This is a genomic window from Flavobacterium sp. (genome assembly GCF_027482425.1).
In the GTDB taxonomy this organism is placed as follows: Bacteria; Bacteroidota; Bacteroidia; order Flavobacteriales; family Flavobacteriaceae; genus Flavobacterium.
The window spans coordinates 1-18,891 of record NZ_JAIXWA010000057.1; the positions used below are offsets into that span (position 1 = coordinate 1).

An 18,891-nucleotide genomic window follows, 5' to 3' on the forward strand; every position below is an offset into this window, starting at 1 on the left:
GTTTTCGGCAATCCACTTACAAATTGAATTTTATCTAATTTGGCAATGGGTCCGATTTGATCAGAAATCAATTGGTTAATTTCTTTAGCAAGGTTTTCACGGTTACGAGTCTCTCCTATCTCTTTCAAAATAATGAAACCATACATCGCATTCCCTTTGATTTCATGTGGAAAGCCTACTATCGCACTCTCGGCTACCGCTGGATGTTCGTTAATCGCGTCTTCAATGGGCGCTGTACCCAAATTATGACCCGATACAATGATCACGTCATCCACACGACCGGTAATTCGGTAATAGCCCACTTCGTCACGCAAAGCGCCGTCGCCCGTGAAATATTTACCAGGAAAAGTTGAAAAATAAGTTTCTTTATAGCGTTGGTGATCACCCCAAATGGTTCGTGCCATACTCGGCCAGGGGAATTTGACACATAAACTACCCGTTACTTGATTACCTTCAATTTCATTACGCAATTCATCCATCAATACCGGTTGGATACCGGGTAAAGGCAACGAGGCATAGGTGGGTTTTGTGGGGGTTACAAATGGAACCGGCGAAATCATGATACCTCCTGTTTCGGTTTGCCACCAAGTATCGACCAAAGGGCAACGTTTTCCACCTACATGATCATTATACCAGTGCCATGCCTCTTCATTGATGGGCTCACCTACAGAACCAATTACTTTCAAGGAAGATAACGGGTACTTTTGCACGTAATCTAAACTCTCTTTGGCCAATGCACGAATCGCTGTGGGCGCGGTGTAAAATTGATTTACTTTATGTTTTTCAATCACTTCCCAAAAACGACTGAAATTGGGATACGAAGGAACACCTTCAAAAATCACCGTTGTAGCACCATTTAAGAGCGGTCCATACAAAATATAGGAGTGTCCTGTAATCCAACCGATATCGGCGGTACACCAATACACATCGTTTTCTTCGTAATTGAAAATATTTTTGAAGGTATAAGCGGTATACACCATATACCCCGCAGTGGTGTGCAACATTCCTTTGGGTTTGCCTGTTGAACCTGAGGTGTACAAAATGAATAATGGATCTTCAGCATCCATGATTTCGGCTACATTGTTAGGAATAGCGCTCTCTAATAAAGGTTGCAACCATAAATCTCGTCCTTCTTTCATGACCACTTTTTGATTCGTACGACGTACCACTAAAACGGTTTCAATCGTTGGGCATTTCTCCAAGGCCTCATCGACAATTCCTTTTAAATTTATAGTCTTATCACCGCGATACCCACCATCGGAAGTGATCACCATTTTGGCTTCACAATCCTGAATACGAGCCGCTACTGCTGAGGCTGAAAATCCGGCAAAAACCACCGAGTGAATGGCTCCAATACGAGCACAAGCTAAAACCGCTACGGCCAAATCGGGAATCATCGGTAAGTAAATGCATACACGGTCGCCTTTTTTTATGCCTAGGTCCCGCAAAACGTTGGCCATTTTGGCAACACGTGCGTATAATTCATTATAGGAAATGTGTTGTGCTTCTTCGATAGGATTATTGGGTTCAAAAATAATGGCTGTTTTATCTCCACGTTTGGCTAAATGACGATCGATACAATTTTTAGTAATATTTACTTTTGCATTCACAAACCATTTAAAGTCCGCTTCCTGCATATCAAATTCCAGAACTTTGTCCCATTTTTGATACCAAATAAAATTTTCATCCGCGATACGGTCCCAAAATTTTCGGGGTTCACGGATGGATTTTTTATACATTTTAAAATAATGCTCGAGATTATTTATTTTGTAATAACTCATTGTAACAAAGTTTTATCTTTTGGGTTATGTAAATATAGCCATTCTATGAGTATGCAAAAAAAATAAGTTGAGGTTAGTTTAATTACTTTATCATATAAAATTAAGGGCATAAATTAATTTCTTTTGTTTGATTATGACATGCGCTATAAATATTTCTATTTTTTTCAATGCTTTTTTTTATCTTGTGTGAAAATTCAAAACATGCTATTTGATCCTGAAAAGTTGGAACAATCCGCAATTTACAAGCTGTTAACTGGAACAATCATTCCACGGCCGATTGGTTGGATTTCCACGATTGATGAACTAGGAATCAACAACTTAGCACCATTTTCGTATTTCAATCTTCTCGGTGATGATCCACCCCATGTGATGTTTTCCACCCGTCGGGATAATAACTCCAATAAAGATACCCTAAACAATGTTTTGACTACAAAACAATTTGTGGTGAATATGGTTACAGAAGCGGTTGTCGAACAAATGAATGCCACTTCGGACAAACTACCTCCCGAAGTCGATGAGTTTGCTCACGCGGGCCTCACGCCTATTCCTTCGGTAAAAATTAGACCCATGCGGGTGAAAGAGAGTCCGATCCACCTCGAATGTGAATTGGTGCATCATTATTTTTTAGAAGGACACCAACAAGGCGGCGCTTGTGTGCTTATCGGTCGTGTGGTCATGATGCATTATGCAGATGAAGTATTGTTGGATAACTACAAAATTAACTTGGAAACCTATAAACCTGTGGCACGTTTGGCGGGAGCCAACTATGCTAAACTGGGCGAACAATTCGCCATAAAACGAAATTCCTAGCATGAAAATTACTGTAATCGGTGGCGGTCCTGGCGGACTCTATTTTTCGATTCTAACTAAGAAAGCACTACCCCACTGTGAAATCGATATTTACGAACGTAATCGACCCGATGATAGTTTCGGATTTGGGGTCGTATTCTCCGATGAAACGTTGGGTGAATTCCTGAAACGAGACATGGAATCCTACGAATTAATTCGCTCCAATTTCGCTTATTGGGATGATATTATTATTGCTCGTGACGGACAAGAAGTGAGTATCGCGGGCAACGGATTTTGTGGCTGTTCCCGTAAAACCTTATTGAAACTTTTATATCAACGCTGTACTGAAGAAGGCATACGTTTGCATTTTGAACAAAATGTAGACGACTTGTCCCAATTTGCCGATTCAGATATCATTTTGGCTTCTGATGGTATTGGGAGTGCGATTCGCTCGCAATATGCAGAGGAATTTGGTACACATATCGAACTCAAAAGCAACCGCTTTGTGTGGCTGGGTTCGACCAAACCTTTGGACGCATTTACCTATTTCTTTCGATCAACTCCCTTTGGAACCATCGTTGCCCATTCCTATCAATATGAACCTGGGATGAGTACCTGGATTTTTGAATGTACAAACGAAACTTGGGAAAAACACGGTTTTGAAGTGACCAACGAAGCCGATACCATTGCCAAAATAGAAGCGATTTTTAAAGAAGAGCTCGACGGACATGGACTCATTTCAAATAAATCACATTGGCGTCAATTTCCACATGTGACCAATAAAAAATGGTTTTATAACAATATTGTTTTACTCGGCGATGCCAAAGCTACCGCCCACTACTCCATCGGTTCAGGGACAAAATTGGCTATGGATTGTGCGATAGGTCTCTCCGATGCCGTGATTGCGAATCCGAATAATGTACAAGCGGCTTTCCAACAATACGAACAAACACGCCGCAATACGGTGGAAATGATTCAATATGCTGCTACTGTTTCTCTAGATTGGTTTGAGCATATGGACCGTCATTGTCAACATCCATTCTATCAATTCGCATTCGGTTGCATGACCCGTTCAAAGAAAGTGACATTTGAAAACTTAATGATTCGGGACAAATCTTTTACAGACAAAGTTGTAGCTGAATTTAACGGAAATGAAGAGGCAAAACCTGCCGCATTTCATCCATTTCAACTACGAAATACTATGTTGCCGAATCGCATCGTCATGGCACCTATGGGACAATATCGTGCGGAAGATGGGTTAGTCAACGATTGGCATTTTCAACATTATACATCCCGTGCTTTAGGAGGTGTCGGACTCATTCTCACCGAAATGACGGCTATTTCAACTGCAGGCCGGATTACTTTAGGTTGTGCTGGTTTGTACACTCAAAATCATATCGATAGCTGGAAACGAATTACCGATTTCATCCATCAAAATACGGCAGCAAAAATTGGAATTCAATTGGGTCACTCGGGTCCGAAAGGCGCTACCAAACGCCCCAGTGAAGGTGCGAACCAATCTCTTGAAAACCCATGGGAATTGCTAGCTGCTTCTGCCCTACCGTTTGCTGAGGGAATGCCTACACCCAAAGCCATGTCGATTGCAGATATGGAGGTGATCACCGAGCAATTTGTACAAGCGACACAAAAGGCCAATCAAGCTGGATTTGACCTTATCGAACTTCAAGCCCATCACGGATTTTTACTCGCTTCGTTCCTTTCGCCATTAACCAATAAGCGTTCGGATGAATTTGGTGGCAGTATAGAAAACCGATTGAAATTTCCCCTTCGTGTCTTTGAAGCCATGCGTGCCGTTTTTCCAAAAGAAAAACCCATGTCAGTTCGCATTTCCGCTTGCGATTGGGCTGAAGGGGGCATTATCGAAAGCGACGTGTTAACTATTGCCGAAGCCTTTAAAAAAGCAGGAGCCGACATTATAAACGTCTCCACCGGAAATACTGTTAGTCATCAAAAACCATTGGTCGGCCGCATGTGGCAAACGCCTTTTTCGGATGCCATTCGCAATACTATTCACATTCCAACGATTACCACAGGATACATTCAAAATATCGATCAAATCAATACCATTTTACTCAATGGACGCGCTGATTTAGTCGCTTTGGGCCGACCGTTGTTGTTGGATCCCTATTTTGTGCGTCATGCGCAAGCGTATGAGAATTTCCGACCCGCAGATATTCCCGATTCGTATTTTGCAGGCACTTCGCATTTGTATCCCTTTCAAGCAGCTGAACGCAAACAAATGGAATCGATGAAACGGGCTTTGAAACCAAAGAGTAATAAAAAATAAACCGTCATGAAACACTACACCGATACGTTTGCTCATGATCATTTGCCCGAACTTTCGGCACAACCCAACTATGCCTTTTTGGACTTACCTCAATTTCAACATCCTCAAATGCTAAATTGTGTCGATCGATTGGTAGACCAGCATATACGCGAAGGAAGAGGAAATCATCCCTGTTTACGCACCTTTGAATCGACTTGGACCTATCAGGATTTATATGACAAAAGCAATCAAATTGCACAGGTTTTAGTCAATGACTTCGGACTCCAATCGGGAAATAGGGTGTTGATTCGTTCCGCCAATTCCCCCATGATGGTCGCCTGTTGGTTTGCTATTTTAAAGGCTGGCGGTGTGGTAGTGGCCACTATGCCTTTGTTACGTTCCAAAGAATTAACCACCATCATCGACTGTGCTGAAATTTCGCATGCTTTCTGTGCCGACGATTTAGAAGAAGAAATGCATTTGGTAAAAAGTAACTATTTGCAATCGGTGTGCTATTTTGGAAATGGTCAATTGGAAACCTTAATGACCAAATACAAACCCGTTTTTGACAACTATCATTCCCATTCTGAAAGTGTAGCGTTAATCGGATTTACCTCAGGAACCACGGGCTTACCTAAAATGACTGCGCATTTTCACAAGGACATTCTCAACATTTGTGAAGCCTTCCCTTCGTATTCGCTTCAACCCAATCCAGACGATATTTTTATCGGAAGTCCACCTATCGGATTTACCTTTGGCCTTGGAGGTTTAGTGTTGTTTCCATTGTACTACGGGGCTTCCACTTTTTTAATAGAAAAACCCAGTCCAGACCTTTTATTACAGGCAATTCAAGAACATAAAATTACCATTTGCTTTACTGCTCCTACCGCTTGGCGTGTGATTACGGGTAAAGTACACGAATACGATATTTCCAGTTTACGCAAATGCGTATCCGCAGGGGAGACACTTCCGTTGAAGGTTTGGCAAGATTGGTTTGATGCCACCGGACTCAAGATTATCGACGGGATAGGCGCGACGGAAATGCTGCATATTTTCATTTCTTCGAATGAATCCAACATGAAACCCGGCGCTACGGGCTTACCCATCACTGGGTATGAAGCCAAAATTATTGATGCGCACGGAACTGAAATCACCGATGGCACACCCGGAAGATTGGCCGTGCGCGGTATTACCGGTTGTAAATATTTAAACCGACCTGACAAACAAGCCGAATATGTACAATATGGTTGGAATGTAACTGGAGATATTTTTCGAAAAGACGAAGACGGTTATTACTGGTTTGTGGCGCGTGGCGATGACATGATCATTTCCTCTGGCTATAATATTGCGGCCATCGAGGTCGAAAGTGTCTTGACCGGACATGAGGCTATTGCGGAGTGCGCTGTGGTTGGACTACCCGATGAGGAACGCGGCATGTTGGTTTGCGCTTACATTGTTCTAAAAGATCCATCTAAAGCGTCGGATATATTGAAGAATCGTATACAACACTGGTTCAAAGAAGCAGCTGCTCCCTATAAATATCCGCGTGTGATTCATTTTGTGGAGACGTTGCCCAAAACTGAAACAGGAAAAATTCAACGTTTCAAACTTAAAAATCAAGATTAATGTATCTTTGAATAGCTTTCTTTTTTGGAGCTATTTCCTGCTTTCCGCTGTATCTCTCCGCTTCGCTACGAGGATGCCGCTTCAATCAGGGCTAAAACAAGTACTATCCATGAACTATTTTACTAAAAAAGAAAAAATTCGCTTCCAACATATTGATTATGCTGGGATTGTTTTTTACCCCCGTTTTCTAGAAATGCTCAATGCCTTGGTCGAAGATTGGTTTGAAGAAGCCCTAGACCGCCCGTTTCATTTAATGCATGAAACCAACGGCATCCCTACAGTCGATTTAAAAGTTCAGTTTAAGAGTCCGGCGCGTCTAGGTGAAACCATCACCAAACACCTATGGGTAAAGGAATTGCGTAATTCTTCTATGGTATGTGGTTTTACATTCGAAAATACACAACAAAAAACTGTGCTTGAAGGCGAAGTCACCTTAGTAAATGTGAAAATCACGGAAGACCGCACTAGCATTAGTTCGGAAGCTTTTAACGAAACCATGAAGTCTAAAATTGAACACTACTTGCAATAAGAACTATGGATTTTAAAAAATTTAAAGCCGCAACGGTACAAACGGCTCCCGTTTTTCTAGATGTTTCAGGAACAATTGATAAAGCCATTCGTTTTATTAAAGAGGCCCATGAAAATGGTGCAACCTTGATTGCATTCCCTGAGGTTTTTGTAGCGGGCTATCCCTATTGGAATTGGGTGATGACCCCTGTGCAAGGCAGCGCATGGTATGAGCAACTGTACCGAAATTCAGTAGCGGTTGAAGATCCCGAAATGCAACCCTTGTACCAAGCAGCACGGGATTACAATATGCATATCGTAATCGGAATTAACGAACGTGGAACGAGTTTTGGTGAAATATATAACACCAATTTAATCATCGATAACCAAGGAAAAATATTTGGGAAACACCGTAAATTGGTTCCCACTTGGGCGGAAAAATTAACCTGGACTTCAGGGGATGGTTCGTCATTAAAAGTATACAATACCGAAGTAGGACCACTGGGAACTCTAGCCTGTGGCGAAAACACCAATACCTTGGCGCGATTTACTCTATTAACGCAAGGCGAATTGGTACATATTGCTAATTACATTTCGCTTCCCGTTGCCCCACCCGATTATGACATGGCGGAGGCGATAAAAATTCGTGCAGCGGCCCATTCCTTTGAAGGGAAATTGTTCACCATTGTTTCCTGTTCGACCATTTCCCAAGAAATCAAGGATACTTTACGGGCTGATGTTCCCAATATTGATGCCTTGTTGGATCGAAAAAGTTCGGCATTCTCAGGATTTATAGGACCCAATGGAGCGGTAATCGGAACGCCTTTAATTGACGATGAAGGGATTGTGTATGCAGAAATCGATTTGGCAAAATGCATCCAACCCAAACAAATGCATGATATCTTAGGGCATTACAACCGTTTTGATATTTTTGATTTACGCGTGAATGTTGCTCCCACTCGAAAGATTACTTTTGTGGATGAGAACGAAAATGAATAATTGCAATAATTAAAGACCTAGCAGGTATTAAAAACGCTTAGGTCTCCAAAAATAAAAAACCATGGAAGAGCAACACTATTCCGATGATGTATACGGGAGAGCACGCGTGAGCGATACGCCCGAACTCGAAGCCTATTACAAAGAGTTAGAAACGTTAGGCGCCGGTGCTTTGTGGACCGTTGCCAACGATATCGAACCCTGGGAGCCGCGTCCGAATTCCGTGCCCATGCTATGGAAATACGACGATTTACGTTCGTTGGTACTCAAATCGAGCGAACTCGTTACACCCGAACAAGCAGGCCGTCGTGTGGTATACTTGGTAAACGACAAACGAAAAGACGTTTCTGCAGCTGTGGGTTGGTTATACACTGGAATTCAGGTTACCCGTCCCGGAGAATCCACTTCGGCGCACCGTCATCGTGCTTCTGCGCTGCGTTTTATTATGGAAGGCAGCAAAGGCTACACCGTGGTAGACGGCAATAAAATCATGCTCGAAGTCAACGATTTTGTGATTACCCCCAACTCTACTTGGCACGAGCATGGCGTAGAAGCCGATGGGCAAACCTGTATATGGCAAGATGGTTTGGATATTCCGTTAGTGAATGCACTTGAAGCCAATGATTATGCAGTGTTTGATGGCAAACAACCGTTGGAAATGCCGTTAAATTACTCCCCGAAAACTTACAGTGGTGTCGGACTCATTCCGGCCGATGTGCAATGGGATAAGCCGTATTCTCCCCTTTTTAAATATTCATGGAGCAAAGTTTATCCCGCTTTATTAGAAGCTTTGGACGTGAATCCGATTGATCCATTTGATGGGATACACATGCGATATAGTAATCCAATAACGGGGGGACATGTCATGCAAACCATGAGTGCTTCGATGCAATTGTTACCCAAAGGGTTTCATGGAAAAGCCCACAAACATACCGGGTCTTTTGTGTACCAATGTGCGAAAGGGAGCGGCTATACTATTATCAATGGCCAGCGCTACGATTGGAAAGAACGCGATATTTTTTGTGTGCCTTCATGGGCGTGGCACGAACATCACAATGCCTCCGATAGTGAAGATGCGTGTTTGTTTCATTTCAATGACTTACCCGTAATTGAAGGATTAGGCTTGTATCAAGATCGAATATTTATCGAAAATAATGGACATCAAATCATTTTCTAATTTAAATAAAAGTACATGAAAAAGTGGATTGTAATTGGCTGTATGCTTTTGGGGATTGGGCAGAATTGGGCACAGGAATTCAAACTCGATGCTGGGAAAATAGTGCAAAAAGAGTTTGTAGAGGAAATCAGTTTTGAATTAGAACATGGAAAAATTGTAGTTCCTGTAAACATAAATGGTCAATCGTATCGGTTTTTACTTGACACAGGAGCTCCCAATATTATTTCCAAACGTGTGGCAAATACAATCAACCCAACTACAAAGAAGGATATTAATGTGGTGGACGCCAATAACAAGACCCAAAACATGGAAATAGTTCCCTTACCAGAAATGCGTTTGGGGTCTTTACAATTTGAGAAAGGAGTAGCTATTGTGGTAGATTTAGATAATCATCCGGTATTGAAATGTTACCGTTTGGATGGCTTTGTGGGTAGCAACTTTTTTAAAAATGCAGTATTGCAAGTAGATTATGCGGCGAAAAAACTACGAATATCGCATACGGTCAAGTCGTTTTCACCGTCATCAAAAGGCTTTGCAATGCAATTAGTTGGCCAACAATTAGCTCCTTATATTGCATTGGAACATCAAAGTGAAGGATGTAATGAAGGAAGTGAATTTGCTTTACTCGATACCGGTATGGATGGTTTTTATGACTTATCAAATCGAGTGTATGCAGACTTCAAAAAAAGAGAAGTCGTAAAAACACTCGCTGAAACAACCGGTGTGGTTTCTTTAGGATTATTTGAAAAATCAGAACCAACCCCCCACCGTTTGGTTCAGATTCAAAAAATGAAAATCAACGGAACAACTTTTACCAACATTATCACTGAAACGACTGATGATGATAACTCACGTATTGGACTTGATGCCTTCAAATTAGGAAAAGTAACGTTAGATTTTCATAAGAAAAAATGGTATTACGAAGCTCCGGCACAACATGCATTTACAGAAAAACCTCCCCGCTTCACCCCCACTTTAATCGATCAAAAATTAGTTGTCGGAATTATTTGGGAAAAATCACTTGAGTCAAAAATTCAGTTTGGAAATCCTATACTCCGCATAGACAATTATATCTTAGAAACCCTTCAAATTTGTGAAGTAGTTGCCCTAAAAGAGTCCATAAAAACGCAATCTTCATTAGAAATAGAAATAAAAAACAACACCGGTGAAACGGTTATCATAAATAGCAATACAAAATGAAATTAGTTACCTACACGTATCAAAATGATGAAGCCCGTTTGGGATTTTTATTTAACGATTTAGTCATTGATATGGAAGATTTTGGCGAAGTAGCCAATTTTCCTTTACCCGATGATATGCTCGACTTGATTGATATGGGCATTGAAGTTGTCGACGAAATCAACGATTTAATTGCCGATACCCCAAAGGAATACATCACAAAAATAGGGGTGCCTTTTGAAGAAGTTACCCTACTCGCTCCTATTCCGAGACCTCGAAAAAATATTATTGGAATTGGATTGAATTATACCGAACATGTGGCAGAAAGTGCGCGTAGCTTAGATACGACTGGAAAACTTCCTCAAAAACCGATTATTTTCTCTAAGCCACCGACTACGGTTACGGCAACGAAAACCGAAGTAATTAAAAATACAAAGCTCACCTCGCAGTTAGACTGGGAAGTGGAATTGGCGGTAGTCATCGGCAAAACAGGGAAATATATTCCCAAAGCTGAAGCGATGGATCTTGTATTTGGATACACGGTAATCAATGATATTTCAGCACGGGATTGCCGTCGTGAAGGCCAATGGATTGTATCAAAAGGACAAGACACCTTTGCACCGATGGGGCCTTATTTGGTAACCAAAGACGAAATCGAGAATCCGCATAACTTGAACCTAAGTTTGAAAGTGAATGGTGTTGAAAAGCAACATTCCAATACAAAATTAATGTTGTTTACTATCAACGATTTGATAGAAGACTTAAGTACCGTTTTTACTCTTGAACCTGGTGATATTATTGCTACTGGCACGCCTGCGGGTGTGGGTGCCGGTCGGAATCCGCAAGAATGGTTGTACGATGGAGATATAATTGAAGCAACGGTAGAAGGAATCGGCACCATTAGTAATACCGTAAAAGAGATCTAAGCAGGGATTGCAATAGGGATCGAAGCAAGGTACCGTGTACCGCGAAGAGCCTGGGCCGGAGGCATTGCCCTTATCAGTTTGCAGTGTTCATTAGGCAGTAATTAAGGATTTAGTTTATAGAAGAAGTTTAAAAATGAGTAAAAAATATAGAATTGGACAAATTGTTCCGTCGTCAAATGTGACGATGGAGACCGAGATACCGGCGATTTTCAATGCGCGACAAACGATTTTACCGGAACGTTTTACCTTTCATAGCAGTAGAATGCGCATGAAAAAAGTAACCCAAGAAGAACTCGCTGCTATGGATGCGATGAGTTTGAAATGTGCGATCGAACTTTCGGATGCGCATGTTGATGTGATGGGCTATGCCTGTTTGGTGGCCATTATGAGTATGGGACGCGGCTATCATTGTGTATCAGAAGTGAACTTACACCAAGAAACCATTGCCAACGGCTTCCCTACTCCGATTGTCACATCGGCAGGCGCATTGATCAATGGATTAAAGGTTTTGGGAGCGAAACAAATTTCGATTATCACGCCTTACATGCGACCACTTACAGATAAAGTAGTCGATTACATTGAACATCAAGGCATTAAAGTAAAAGAAAGTATAGCCTTGGAAATTCCAGATAATCTAGAAGTGGCGGCACAAAATCCGTTGAATTTGTTGGAAATTTACAAGCAATTGGATTTGACCGATGTCGATGTATTGGTGGCGTCGGCTTGTGTGCAAATGCCATCGTTGGAAGCGATTGATCAAATACAAGCTGAATGTGGAATCCCGGTTACTTCGGCAGCGGTTTGTACGACCTATGAAATGATGAAAAAGTTAGGCATTGAAGCGAAGTCGACCATTGGTGGGGAATTGTTGAATGGCAACTATTGATAGTAAAGAATGATGAGTTTTGAATTATGAGTTTAGCCTGAAGAGATTCAGGCTTTTACGTTTAACTGCATTAGTCTTTTACAATCCGTGCATAAAAATAAGGACTCATTATCGATGGTGCTTATTTTTTCTTTGGCGGCAGTCATCACACAATGTGAATTAGGACAATGGGGTATTCCTAAGTTATGACCAAACTCATGGATAGCAACTTTTTTTGCTCTATCAAGTACAAGATTAGGATTCGAATGTTTAAGACGAAATGTTGAAACAATGGCAGATTTCCCAGGCCGATAACCCAATCCCATGATCCCAAAATCGGTATATTTCCATTCGGGCTTTAGAATACGTCCCCTTTTATCGCGTTTTGTGACACAAATATCTTTTGTCGTTAATCCGAGAATGTAATCCAAAGTGTCAGGACAATTTTCAAGCTGGAATTTAATCAATTTTTGTGCTTGATACCGCGTTGATTTCTTGAAACTTAATGCTGAAGAGGGCAAGTCGATCTGAGGGAGTAAAACGGTTTTGCGCCATAATAACCTTCTACTTTTTCTCGAATTGAATCACACAAAGATGCGGGAAAATCGCTATAGCATTGAATACCCACGCAAATCGTTTCAGGTTTGGAGTGACAAGTAATTAACAACAAACTGCAAAGTACAAGTGTGATCTTTTTTTTCATGAACTAAAAACTACAAAAGTTAGGCCACAAAAAAAAAATCAATTTTTACAAATCAAATAACCAAAAAAGATTATAAAGCTTCTGGTGATTGTCCCTCTAAATTACGGTATACAGCAGCTGAAATTTGCTTCAAAACCTCAGGTAAAGTTTTAAAATCACTTCCCTTTGTCATAATAGTGAGTAAGTAGGCCTTGTTTTTGGTGTAAACGACGACGGTTTCATGCAACTGTTTTTCTATTGCATCACCCGCTTCTCCAAATTTGTGAAAAAAATCATTGTTTGAGGGAATCCCTGCTAAAACACCTTGCTTAAACTCGGATTTACTCAATAAAGAAGCCGCGTATTCAGAGTCTTTAATCGTAAGATAGGAGGCATTATATAAGGCTCGCATAAACAAGGAAACTTCGTAGGAAGTAATAAAATAATCTGTGGCATTCCAATCAGGAGCGGACAACCCTAAATCAGTAAAAACATTTTTAAATAGTTCTACATCGATGTTTTCATTCAAAAGATAGGTGGCATTATTGTCGGAATAAACAATCATGTAATACAACAATTCTCGTATCGAATAGGATTTTCCAAATTCTATCGATTTTGAAGTAAATAAAGGCTTCTTATCAGCTTTGTAAATTTTATTGAAAAGAATCTTTTTATCCAATACCCCAGGATTTTTTTCATTCATCTTTAAAAAAGTAATCAATTCGGGTACTTTTAAAAGCGAACCGGGCTTATACTTTTCCTCTAGATTGATTCCTATCCATTCATTGGAATTATAATCCTTGAGATATACTGACGCAGACTTTAATACATTTTTTTGTTGAAAGGCTTGAATGATATTTTCAATTTCTGATTTCATAGAGGCCAAATCCGAAGATTCAACTTGATCGACATACAATAACGGCTTAACAAAACGGTACCCCTCCAATCGTTTCACCTGTATCGTATTTGCTACATCAGTAGAGGTTTCACTTGTTTTTTCAATAAAAAAATGTTGGGTGATAAAGTAAGTGGCTATAACTGAGATAAATACTAATACAGAAACGTATTTAAAGTTAATTTTAAAATTTAAGATTCGGGTCATTTTTTAATTTGGGTTCTAAAATCACAAAAATAGCGTATTAATTATGAAAAATACAATACAATTCTCAGTCAAAATTGTTAATTTCTCAACGAAAGGGAAGAATCTAATTTTAAAGGAGTTAGCCTAATTAAAGTAAAAATCACTCCTTTTTTTATACAATTTTTACGAGATTTATCGTTTTAGGTATAGTAACTTGCACTAAAATAAAACCACATGAATTCGATAAAAATACTTTGGGTTGATGACGAAATTGATTTGCTAAAACCCCATATCCTTTTCCTTGAACAAAAAAACTACCAAGTAACGACTTGCAATAATGGTCGGGATGCCTTGGACATTTTTCAAGATGAAAATTTTGACATGGTTTTTTTAGATGAAAATATGCCTGGACTCTCCGGATTAGAAGTGCTTTCCGAAATGAAAGAGAAAAAGTCATCCACTCCTATCATCATGATTACCAAGAGCGAAGAAGAGTTTATCATGGAAGAAGCCATAGGTTCTAAAATCGCCGATTACCTGATAAAACCCGTCAATCCCAATCAGATTCTGTTAAGTTTAAAGAAAAACTTGGATCATTCGCGTCTCATCTCTGAGAAAACAACCTTAGATTATCAAAAAGAATTCCGCAAAATCGGCATGGATATGGGAATGGCGCGTTCGTATACCGATTGGGTAGAAGTGTATAAAAAATTGTTGTTTTGGGAATTAGAGTTGGAACACACGGAAGATTCCAACTTAATCAACATCCTAGAATCGCAAAAACAAGAAGCCAATTTTCAATTTGGAAAATTTATTGAACGAAATTATGAAGATTGGTTTGATCCCAAAGCAGAAAAACCAGTTCTTTCACATACGGTGTTTAGAGAATGGGTAGTGCCCGAATTGGTAAAAAAGGAAAAACCAATTTTATTTATAGTAGTTGATAATATGCGTTATGACCAATGGAAAGCCATAGAATCTTCGGTAAACATATACTATAAAGTCGAAAAAGAACTCCCCTATTTTGCGATGTTACCCACGGCGACACAATATGCTCGTAATGCCTTGTTCTCGGGACTTTTACCTTCTGAAATGGAAAAACAGTTTCCACAGTATTGGAAAAATGACACCGACGAAGGTGGAAAAAATAATTTTGAAGCCGAATTTTTAACCGCGCATTTGAAACGCTTAGGATTAAACATTAAACACGATTATTTTAAGATTACTAATTTTCAAACCGGGAAAAAATTAGCCGAAAATTTCCGAGGGTTAAAAGACAACCAGTTGGTAGCAGTAGTCTACAATTTTGTGGATATGTTGTCGCATGCCAAAACTGAAATGGAAGTGGTGAAAGAACTGGCTTCCGATGATAAAGCCTACCGCTCACTGACATTGAGTTGGTTTAAAAATTCTCCTCTTTTGGAGATTATTCAACAAGCCCAAAAATTAGGTTTTAAACTCATCATCACCACCGACCATGGGACCATCAATGTGAAAAATCCATCGAAAGTCATAGGCGACAAAAACACCAGTCTCAACTTACGTTACAAAACCGGAAGAAGTCTCACCTACGAAGATAAAGATGTCTATGTTGTCAAAGACCCCAAAAAAGTAGGATTGCCTGCCATTAATATGAGTAGCTCGTTTATTTTTGCGAAAAACGATTTATTTTTGGCCTATGTAAATAACTACAATCACTACGTTAGTTATTACCGAAATACCTACCAACATGGCGGTATTTCGTTAGAAGAAATGATTATTCCTTTTATTGTTTTAAATCCGAGATAACCTATGGAAATTCTTTTTTCATTGGATGAAATTGCGCTAGTGGCTCAAAAAATACTTTGCGAAAATCCTTCGAAAGTTATCGTATTCAATGGCTCTATGGGCGCCGGTAAAACCACCCTTATCAAGGTTTTATCACAATCATTGGGCGTTACCGATGCCACGAGCAGTCCCACTTTTGCCCTAGTCAATGAATACGAAAATCAACAAGGAGAGAAAATTTATCACTTTGACATGTATCGCTTAAAATCGGAAATGGAAGCGCTCGACTTTGGGATTGAAGATTACTTGTATTCGGGACATTGGTGTTTTATAGAATGGGCAGAAAAAATTCCCAACCTTTTGCCGGAGCAACATGCCCGAATTGATTTGAGTGTGCTCCCCGATGGAAAAAGAAAATTGACGTTGCAGGTCTCGTAGATTTTTTATACTTTAGAAGAAAATATAGTACGGTATGCCACTGACCCCTTTCAGTCCGGAACAATTAATTCCTCAAGAAGAAAAATTAGAAATTGCCCGCCATAAATCGGAATTGTTTATTGGAATTCCTAAAGAGACGAGTTACCAAGAACGTCGTATCTGTCTCACTCCCGACGCGGTTAATTCACTTACTTCCCACGGACATCGCGTAATGATGGAAGCTGGCGCAGGCTTAAGTTCGAGTTACACCGACAACGAATACCGTGATGCAGGGGCTGAAATCACCAACGACACCCAAAAAGTTTTTAGTTGTCCCATGCTGTTAAAGGTGGAACCGCCTACCATGGTTGAGATTGAAATGATGCAAGCTGGGACGATTTTAATTTCAGCTTTACAGATTAAAACCCGAAAAAAAGAGTACTTTGAGGCATTGTCCAAGAAAAAAATTACAGCATTAGCTTTTGAATACATCAAAGATGAAGACGGTTCATATCCTGCTGTAAAATCGTTGAGTGAGATTGCTGGTACCGCCTCAATACTCATTGCCGCCGAGTTAATGATCAACAATAGCTTTGGGAAAGGACTCTTATTTGGAAATATCAATGGAGTTCCTCCTACCGATGTGGTCATTATTGGAGCGGGAACCGTAGGAGAGTTTGCTGCAAGAACCGCTTTAGGATTGGGTGGTAATGTCAAAGTGTTTGACAATTCAATTACCAAATTGCGTCGTTTACAGAACAACCTTAGTCAGCGGGTTTTCACTTCTACCATCGAACCCAAAGCTTTGCAGAAGGCCTTACGACGCTGCGATGTGGCGATTGGGGCGATGCGCGGTAAAGATCGTTGTCCAGTGGTAGTAACTGAAGGAATGGTCGATTTGATGAAAAAAGGAGCGGTCATCGTAGATGTAAGTATCGATACGGGAGGCTGTTTTGAAACATCCGAGATTACTACCCATGAAAAACCTACATTCATAAAAAATGATGTCATTCATTATTGCGTGCCCAACATCCCTTCGCGTTATTCCAAAACGGCTTCCCTTTCCATAAGTAACATCATCATGCCTTATTTATTACAAATCGCTGAAGATGGCGGAATGGAAAATGCGTTGCGTTTGAGTAAAGGATTGAAAAATGGGGTGTATTACTACCATGGGATTTTAACCAATAAATCCATCGGGGATTGGTTTCATTTACCCGATAGTGACATTAATTTAATTGTTTTTTAATACCGTTACGGCTTGAGTTTTTTTACTTTTGCAAAAAATACGCTATGAAATTTTATCAACGCCTCGCCTACTATAGTTTTGGAGTTTTACTTGGAGCCCTATTTGTCGCTTTCGTCTTAACAGGTAAAGATACCCGTTGCAGTTATTTCCCCAACGAACGCGTATTAAATAACATTCGAACAAAGCCTTTAAAATATAGTTTAGAAGCCTCCCGGAAACTCGCCGAAGATTGGATCGATACCATTGACATTAAAAACACCTTAACCTACGGCGATGTGGATTTTGACAAAAGTAATGTGAAATATGAGGATGGTAAATTGTATTGGATCGAAGGGTATACCACTCAAAAAGATACGATTCAATTAAAAATTGTCAACTATGAATCAAGAGCGGTTTTGGAAGATATCATTCGATTGAAAACGAAAAAAAATATGCCATAAAAAAATCCGGTTTTTGAGCCGGATTTTTTTTACTTTATAAATTCTATTTTTTGAACTTCTTCTGCATTGATACTGTCAAAGAACCCTTGTTCACTCATCCATTCGTCACTGAAAACCTTACTCATATAGCGAGAACCGTGATCAGGAAATACAATGACTACATTGCTATCGGTAGTAAACTCACCTTCTTCAGCAAATTGTTTCACCGCTTGAAAGGCAGCTCCACTAGTATATCCTACAAACAAACCTTCTTTCTTAGCAATTTCGCGTGCTGTATGCGCACTTTCCTCGTCACTCACTTTCATGAATTTATCAATCATATCAAAGTCCGTGGCCGTAGGAATCAAATTTTTCCCCAAACCTTCAATACGGTAGGGATAAATCTCCGCAGTATCGAATTCCTTAGTTTCATGGTATTTTTTTAATACAGAACCAAAAGCATCAACCCCTAAAATTCGTATCGCAGGATTTTTTTCTTTCAAAAAACGAGCCGTTCCTGAGATGGTACCCCCTGTTCCGCTACATGCAACAAGGTGCGTTATCTTACCACCCGTTTGCTCCCAAATTTCGGGCCCCGTAGTCTTGTAATGCGCATCAACATTTAAATCGTTGAAATATTGATTGATGTATACCGAACCCTTTGTTTCTTCATGCAAACGTTTGGCGACAGAATAATAGGAGCGCTCATCGTCAGCAGATACGTGTGCCGGACAAACATATACTTTAGCGCCCATGGAACGCAACATGTCAATCTTATCTTTAGAGGATTTGGAACTCACCGCCAAGATGCAATCATACCCTTTGATGATGCTAACCATGGCTAAACTAAAGCCCGTATTTCCTGAAGTAGTTTCAATAATCGTATCGCCTGGTTTTAGGATTCCACGGCGTTCGGCTTCTTCAATAATGTATAAGGCAATTCGGTCTTTGGTGGAATGCCCCGGATTGAACGCTTCAACCTTAGCAAAGAAATTTCCTGAAAGATGCTCAGCAATCCTATTGAGTCGAATAATCGGTGTATTCCCTATTAATTCGAGTACATTATTGTAGGCTTTTATTGTTTCTTTCATAAAAAACAGATTAGCGTCAGGAGATTCGTTTAACGAACTTGGAATGCCCCCA

General features: G+C 40.2%; 17 protein-coding genes. 13 read left to right on the plus strand and 4 right to left on the minus strand.

From position 1 onward, the window contains the following. On the minus strand, window positions 1-1,781 hold a 1,781-nt coding region (gene acs / locus Q0037_RS08310; protein WP_297517173.1), incomplete at its 3' end, for an acetate--CoA ligase. Window positions 1,782-1,982: 201 nt separating this feature from the next. On the opposite strand from acs, the gene Q0037_RS08315 reads away from it, so the two are divergent. The 9 genes from Q0037_RS08315 (at window position 1,983) to Q0037_RS08355 (ending at window position 12,154) form a co-directional block, all read left to right on the plus strand. Next, complete coding sequence (locus Q0037_RS08315) at window positions 1,983-2,591, plus strand: flavin reductase family protein (protein WP_297517174.1); 609 nt, start codon at window positions 1,983-1,985, stop codon at window positions 2,589-2,591. 1 nt (window position 2,592) lies between these two features. Next, entirely contained in the window at window positions 2,593-4,878 is a 2,286-nt protein-coding gene (locus Q0037_RS08320) for a bifunctional salicylyl-CoA 5-hydroxylase/oxidoreductase (RefSeq protein WP_297517175.1), read from the plus strand. A gap of 6 nt (window positions 4,879-4,884) precedes the next feature. Beyond that, window positions 4,885-6,483, plus strand: a complete 1,599-nt coding sequence (locus Q0037_RS08325) for an AMP-binding protein (protein ID WP_297517176.1) — start codon at window positions 4,885-4,887, stop codon at window positions 6,481-6,483. 109 nt (window positions 6,484-6,592) lie between these two features. Continuing rightward, entirely contained in the window at window positions 6,593-7,012 is a 420-nt protein-coding gene (locus tag Q0037_RS08330; RefSeq protein WP_297517177.1) for an acyl-CoA thioesterase, read from the plus strand. A gap of 5 nt (window positions 7,013-7,017) precedes the next feature. Then, window positions 7,018-7,989 (plus strand): carbon-nitrogen hydrolase family protein, encoded by a 972-nt coding sequence (locus Q0037_RS08335; RefSeq protein WP_297517178.1) that lies wholly within the window; start codon window positions 7,018-7,020, stop codon window positions 7,987-7,989. A 61-nt stretch (window positions 7,990-8,050) separates the two neighbouring features. Further along, a complete protein-coding gene (locus Q0037_RS08340; protein WP_297517179.1) occupies window positions 8,051-9,163 on the plus strand; it encodes a cupin domain-containing protein in 1,113 nt (370 codons plus the stop codon). 102 nt (window positions 9,164-9,265) lie between these two features. Continuing rightward, complete coding sequence (locus Q0037_RS08345) at window positions 9,266-10,363, plus strand: retropepsin-like aspartic protease (RefSeq protein WP_297517180.1); 1,098 nt, start codon at window positions 9,266-9,268, stop codon at window positions 10,361-10,363. Next, complete coding sequence (locus Q0037_RS08350) at window positions 10,360-11,268, plus strand: fumarylacetoacetate hydrolase family protein (protein ID WP_297517181.1); 909 nt, start codon at window positions 10,360-10,362, stop codon at window positions 11,266-11,268. The genes Q0037_RS08345 and Q0037_RS08350 overlap by 4 nt, the downstream gene beginning before the upstream one ends. A 133-nt stretch (window positions 11,269-11,401) precedes the next feature. Beyond that, entirely contained in the window at window positions 11,402-12,154 is a 753-nt protein-coding gene (locus Q0037_RS08355; RefSeq protein ID WP_297517182.1) for an Asp/Glu racemase, read from the plus strand. Between the two features lie 47 nt (window positions 12,155-12,201). Here Q0037_RS08355 and Q0037_RS08360 read toward each other — a convergent pair whose 3' ends face one another. After that, window positions 12,202-12,654: an archaemetzincin gene (locus Q0037_RS08360; protein WP_297517183.1), complete on the minus strand. Its 453-nt coding sequence runs from the start codon at window positions 12,652-12,654 to the stop codon at window positions 12,202-12,204. 252 nt (window positions 12,655-12,906) lie between these two features. Continuing rightward, window positions 12,907-13,917, minus strand: a complete 1,011-nt coding sequence (locus Q0037_RS08365) for a serine hydrolase (protein WP_297517184.1) — start codon at window positions 13,915-13,917, stop codon at window positions 12,907-12,909. Between the two features lie 213 nt (window positions 13,918-14,130). Between Q0037_RS08365 and Q0037_RS08370 the strand changes: the two genes are divergently transcribed. From Q0037_RS08370 to Q0037_RS08385, 4 genes are read left to right on the plus strand one after another with little or no spacing between them, the layout of a single operon-like run. Continuing rightward, window positions 14,131-15,684, plus strand: coding sequence for a bifunctional response regulator/alkaline phosphatase family protein (locus Q0037_RS08370; protein WP_297517185.1), 1,554 nt, complete (start codon window positions 14,131-14,133; stop codon window positions 15,682-15,684). Between the two features lie 3 nt (window positions 15,685-15,687). After that, the gene (gene tsaE / locus Q0037_RS08375) at window positions 15,688-16,101 is read left to right on the plus strand and encodes a tRNA (adenosine(37)-N6)-threonylcarbamoyltransferase complex ATPase subunit type 1 TsaE (protein ID WP_297517186.1); all 414 of its coding nucleotides are present in this window, start codon (window positions 15,688-15,690) and stop codon (window positions 16,099-16,101) included. A 34-nt stretch (window positions 16,102-16,135) separates the two neighbouring features. Further along, window positions 16,136-17,329 (plus strand): alanine dehydrogenase, encoded by a 1,194-nt coding sequence (locus Q0037_RS08380; RefSeq protein ID WP_297517187.1) that lies wholly within the window; start codon window positions 16,136-16,138, stop codon window positions 17,327-17,329. A 44-nt stretch (window positions 17,330-17,373) separates the two neighbouring features. Beyond that, window positions 17,374-17,769 carry a DUF4258 domain-containing protein gene (locus tag Q0037_RS08385; RefSeq protein ID WP_297517188.1) on the plus strand — a complete coding sequence of 132 codons (396 nt, stop codon included), beginning with the start codon at window positions 17,374-17,376 and terminating at the stop codon, window positions 17,767-17,769. A gap of 29 nt (window positions 17,770-17,798) precedes the next feature. Here Q0037_RS08385 and Q0037_RS08390 read toward each other — a convergent pair whose 3' ends face one another. Further along, window positions 17,799-18,839, minus strand: a complete 1,041-nt coding sequence (locus tag Q0037_RS08390; protein ID WP_297517189.1) for a PLP-dependent cysteine synthase family protein — start codon at window positions 18,837-18,839, stop codon at window positions 17,799-17,801. Between the last annotated feature and the right edge of the window lie 52 nt (window positions 18,840-18,891).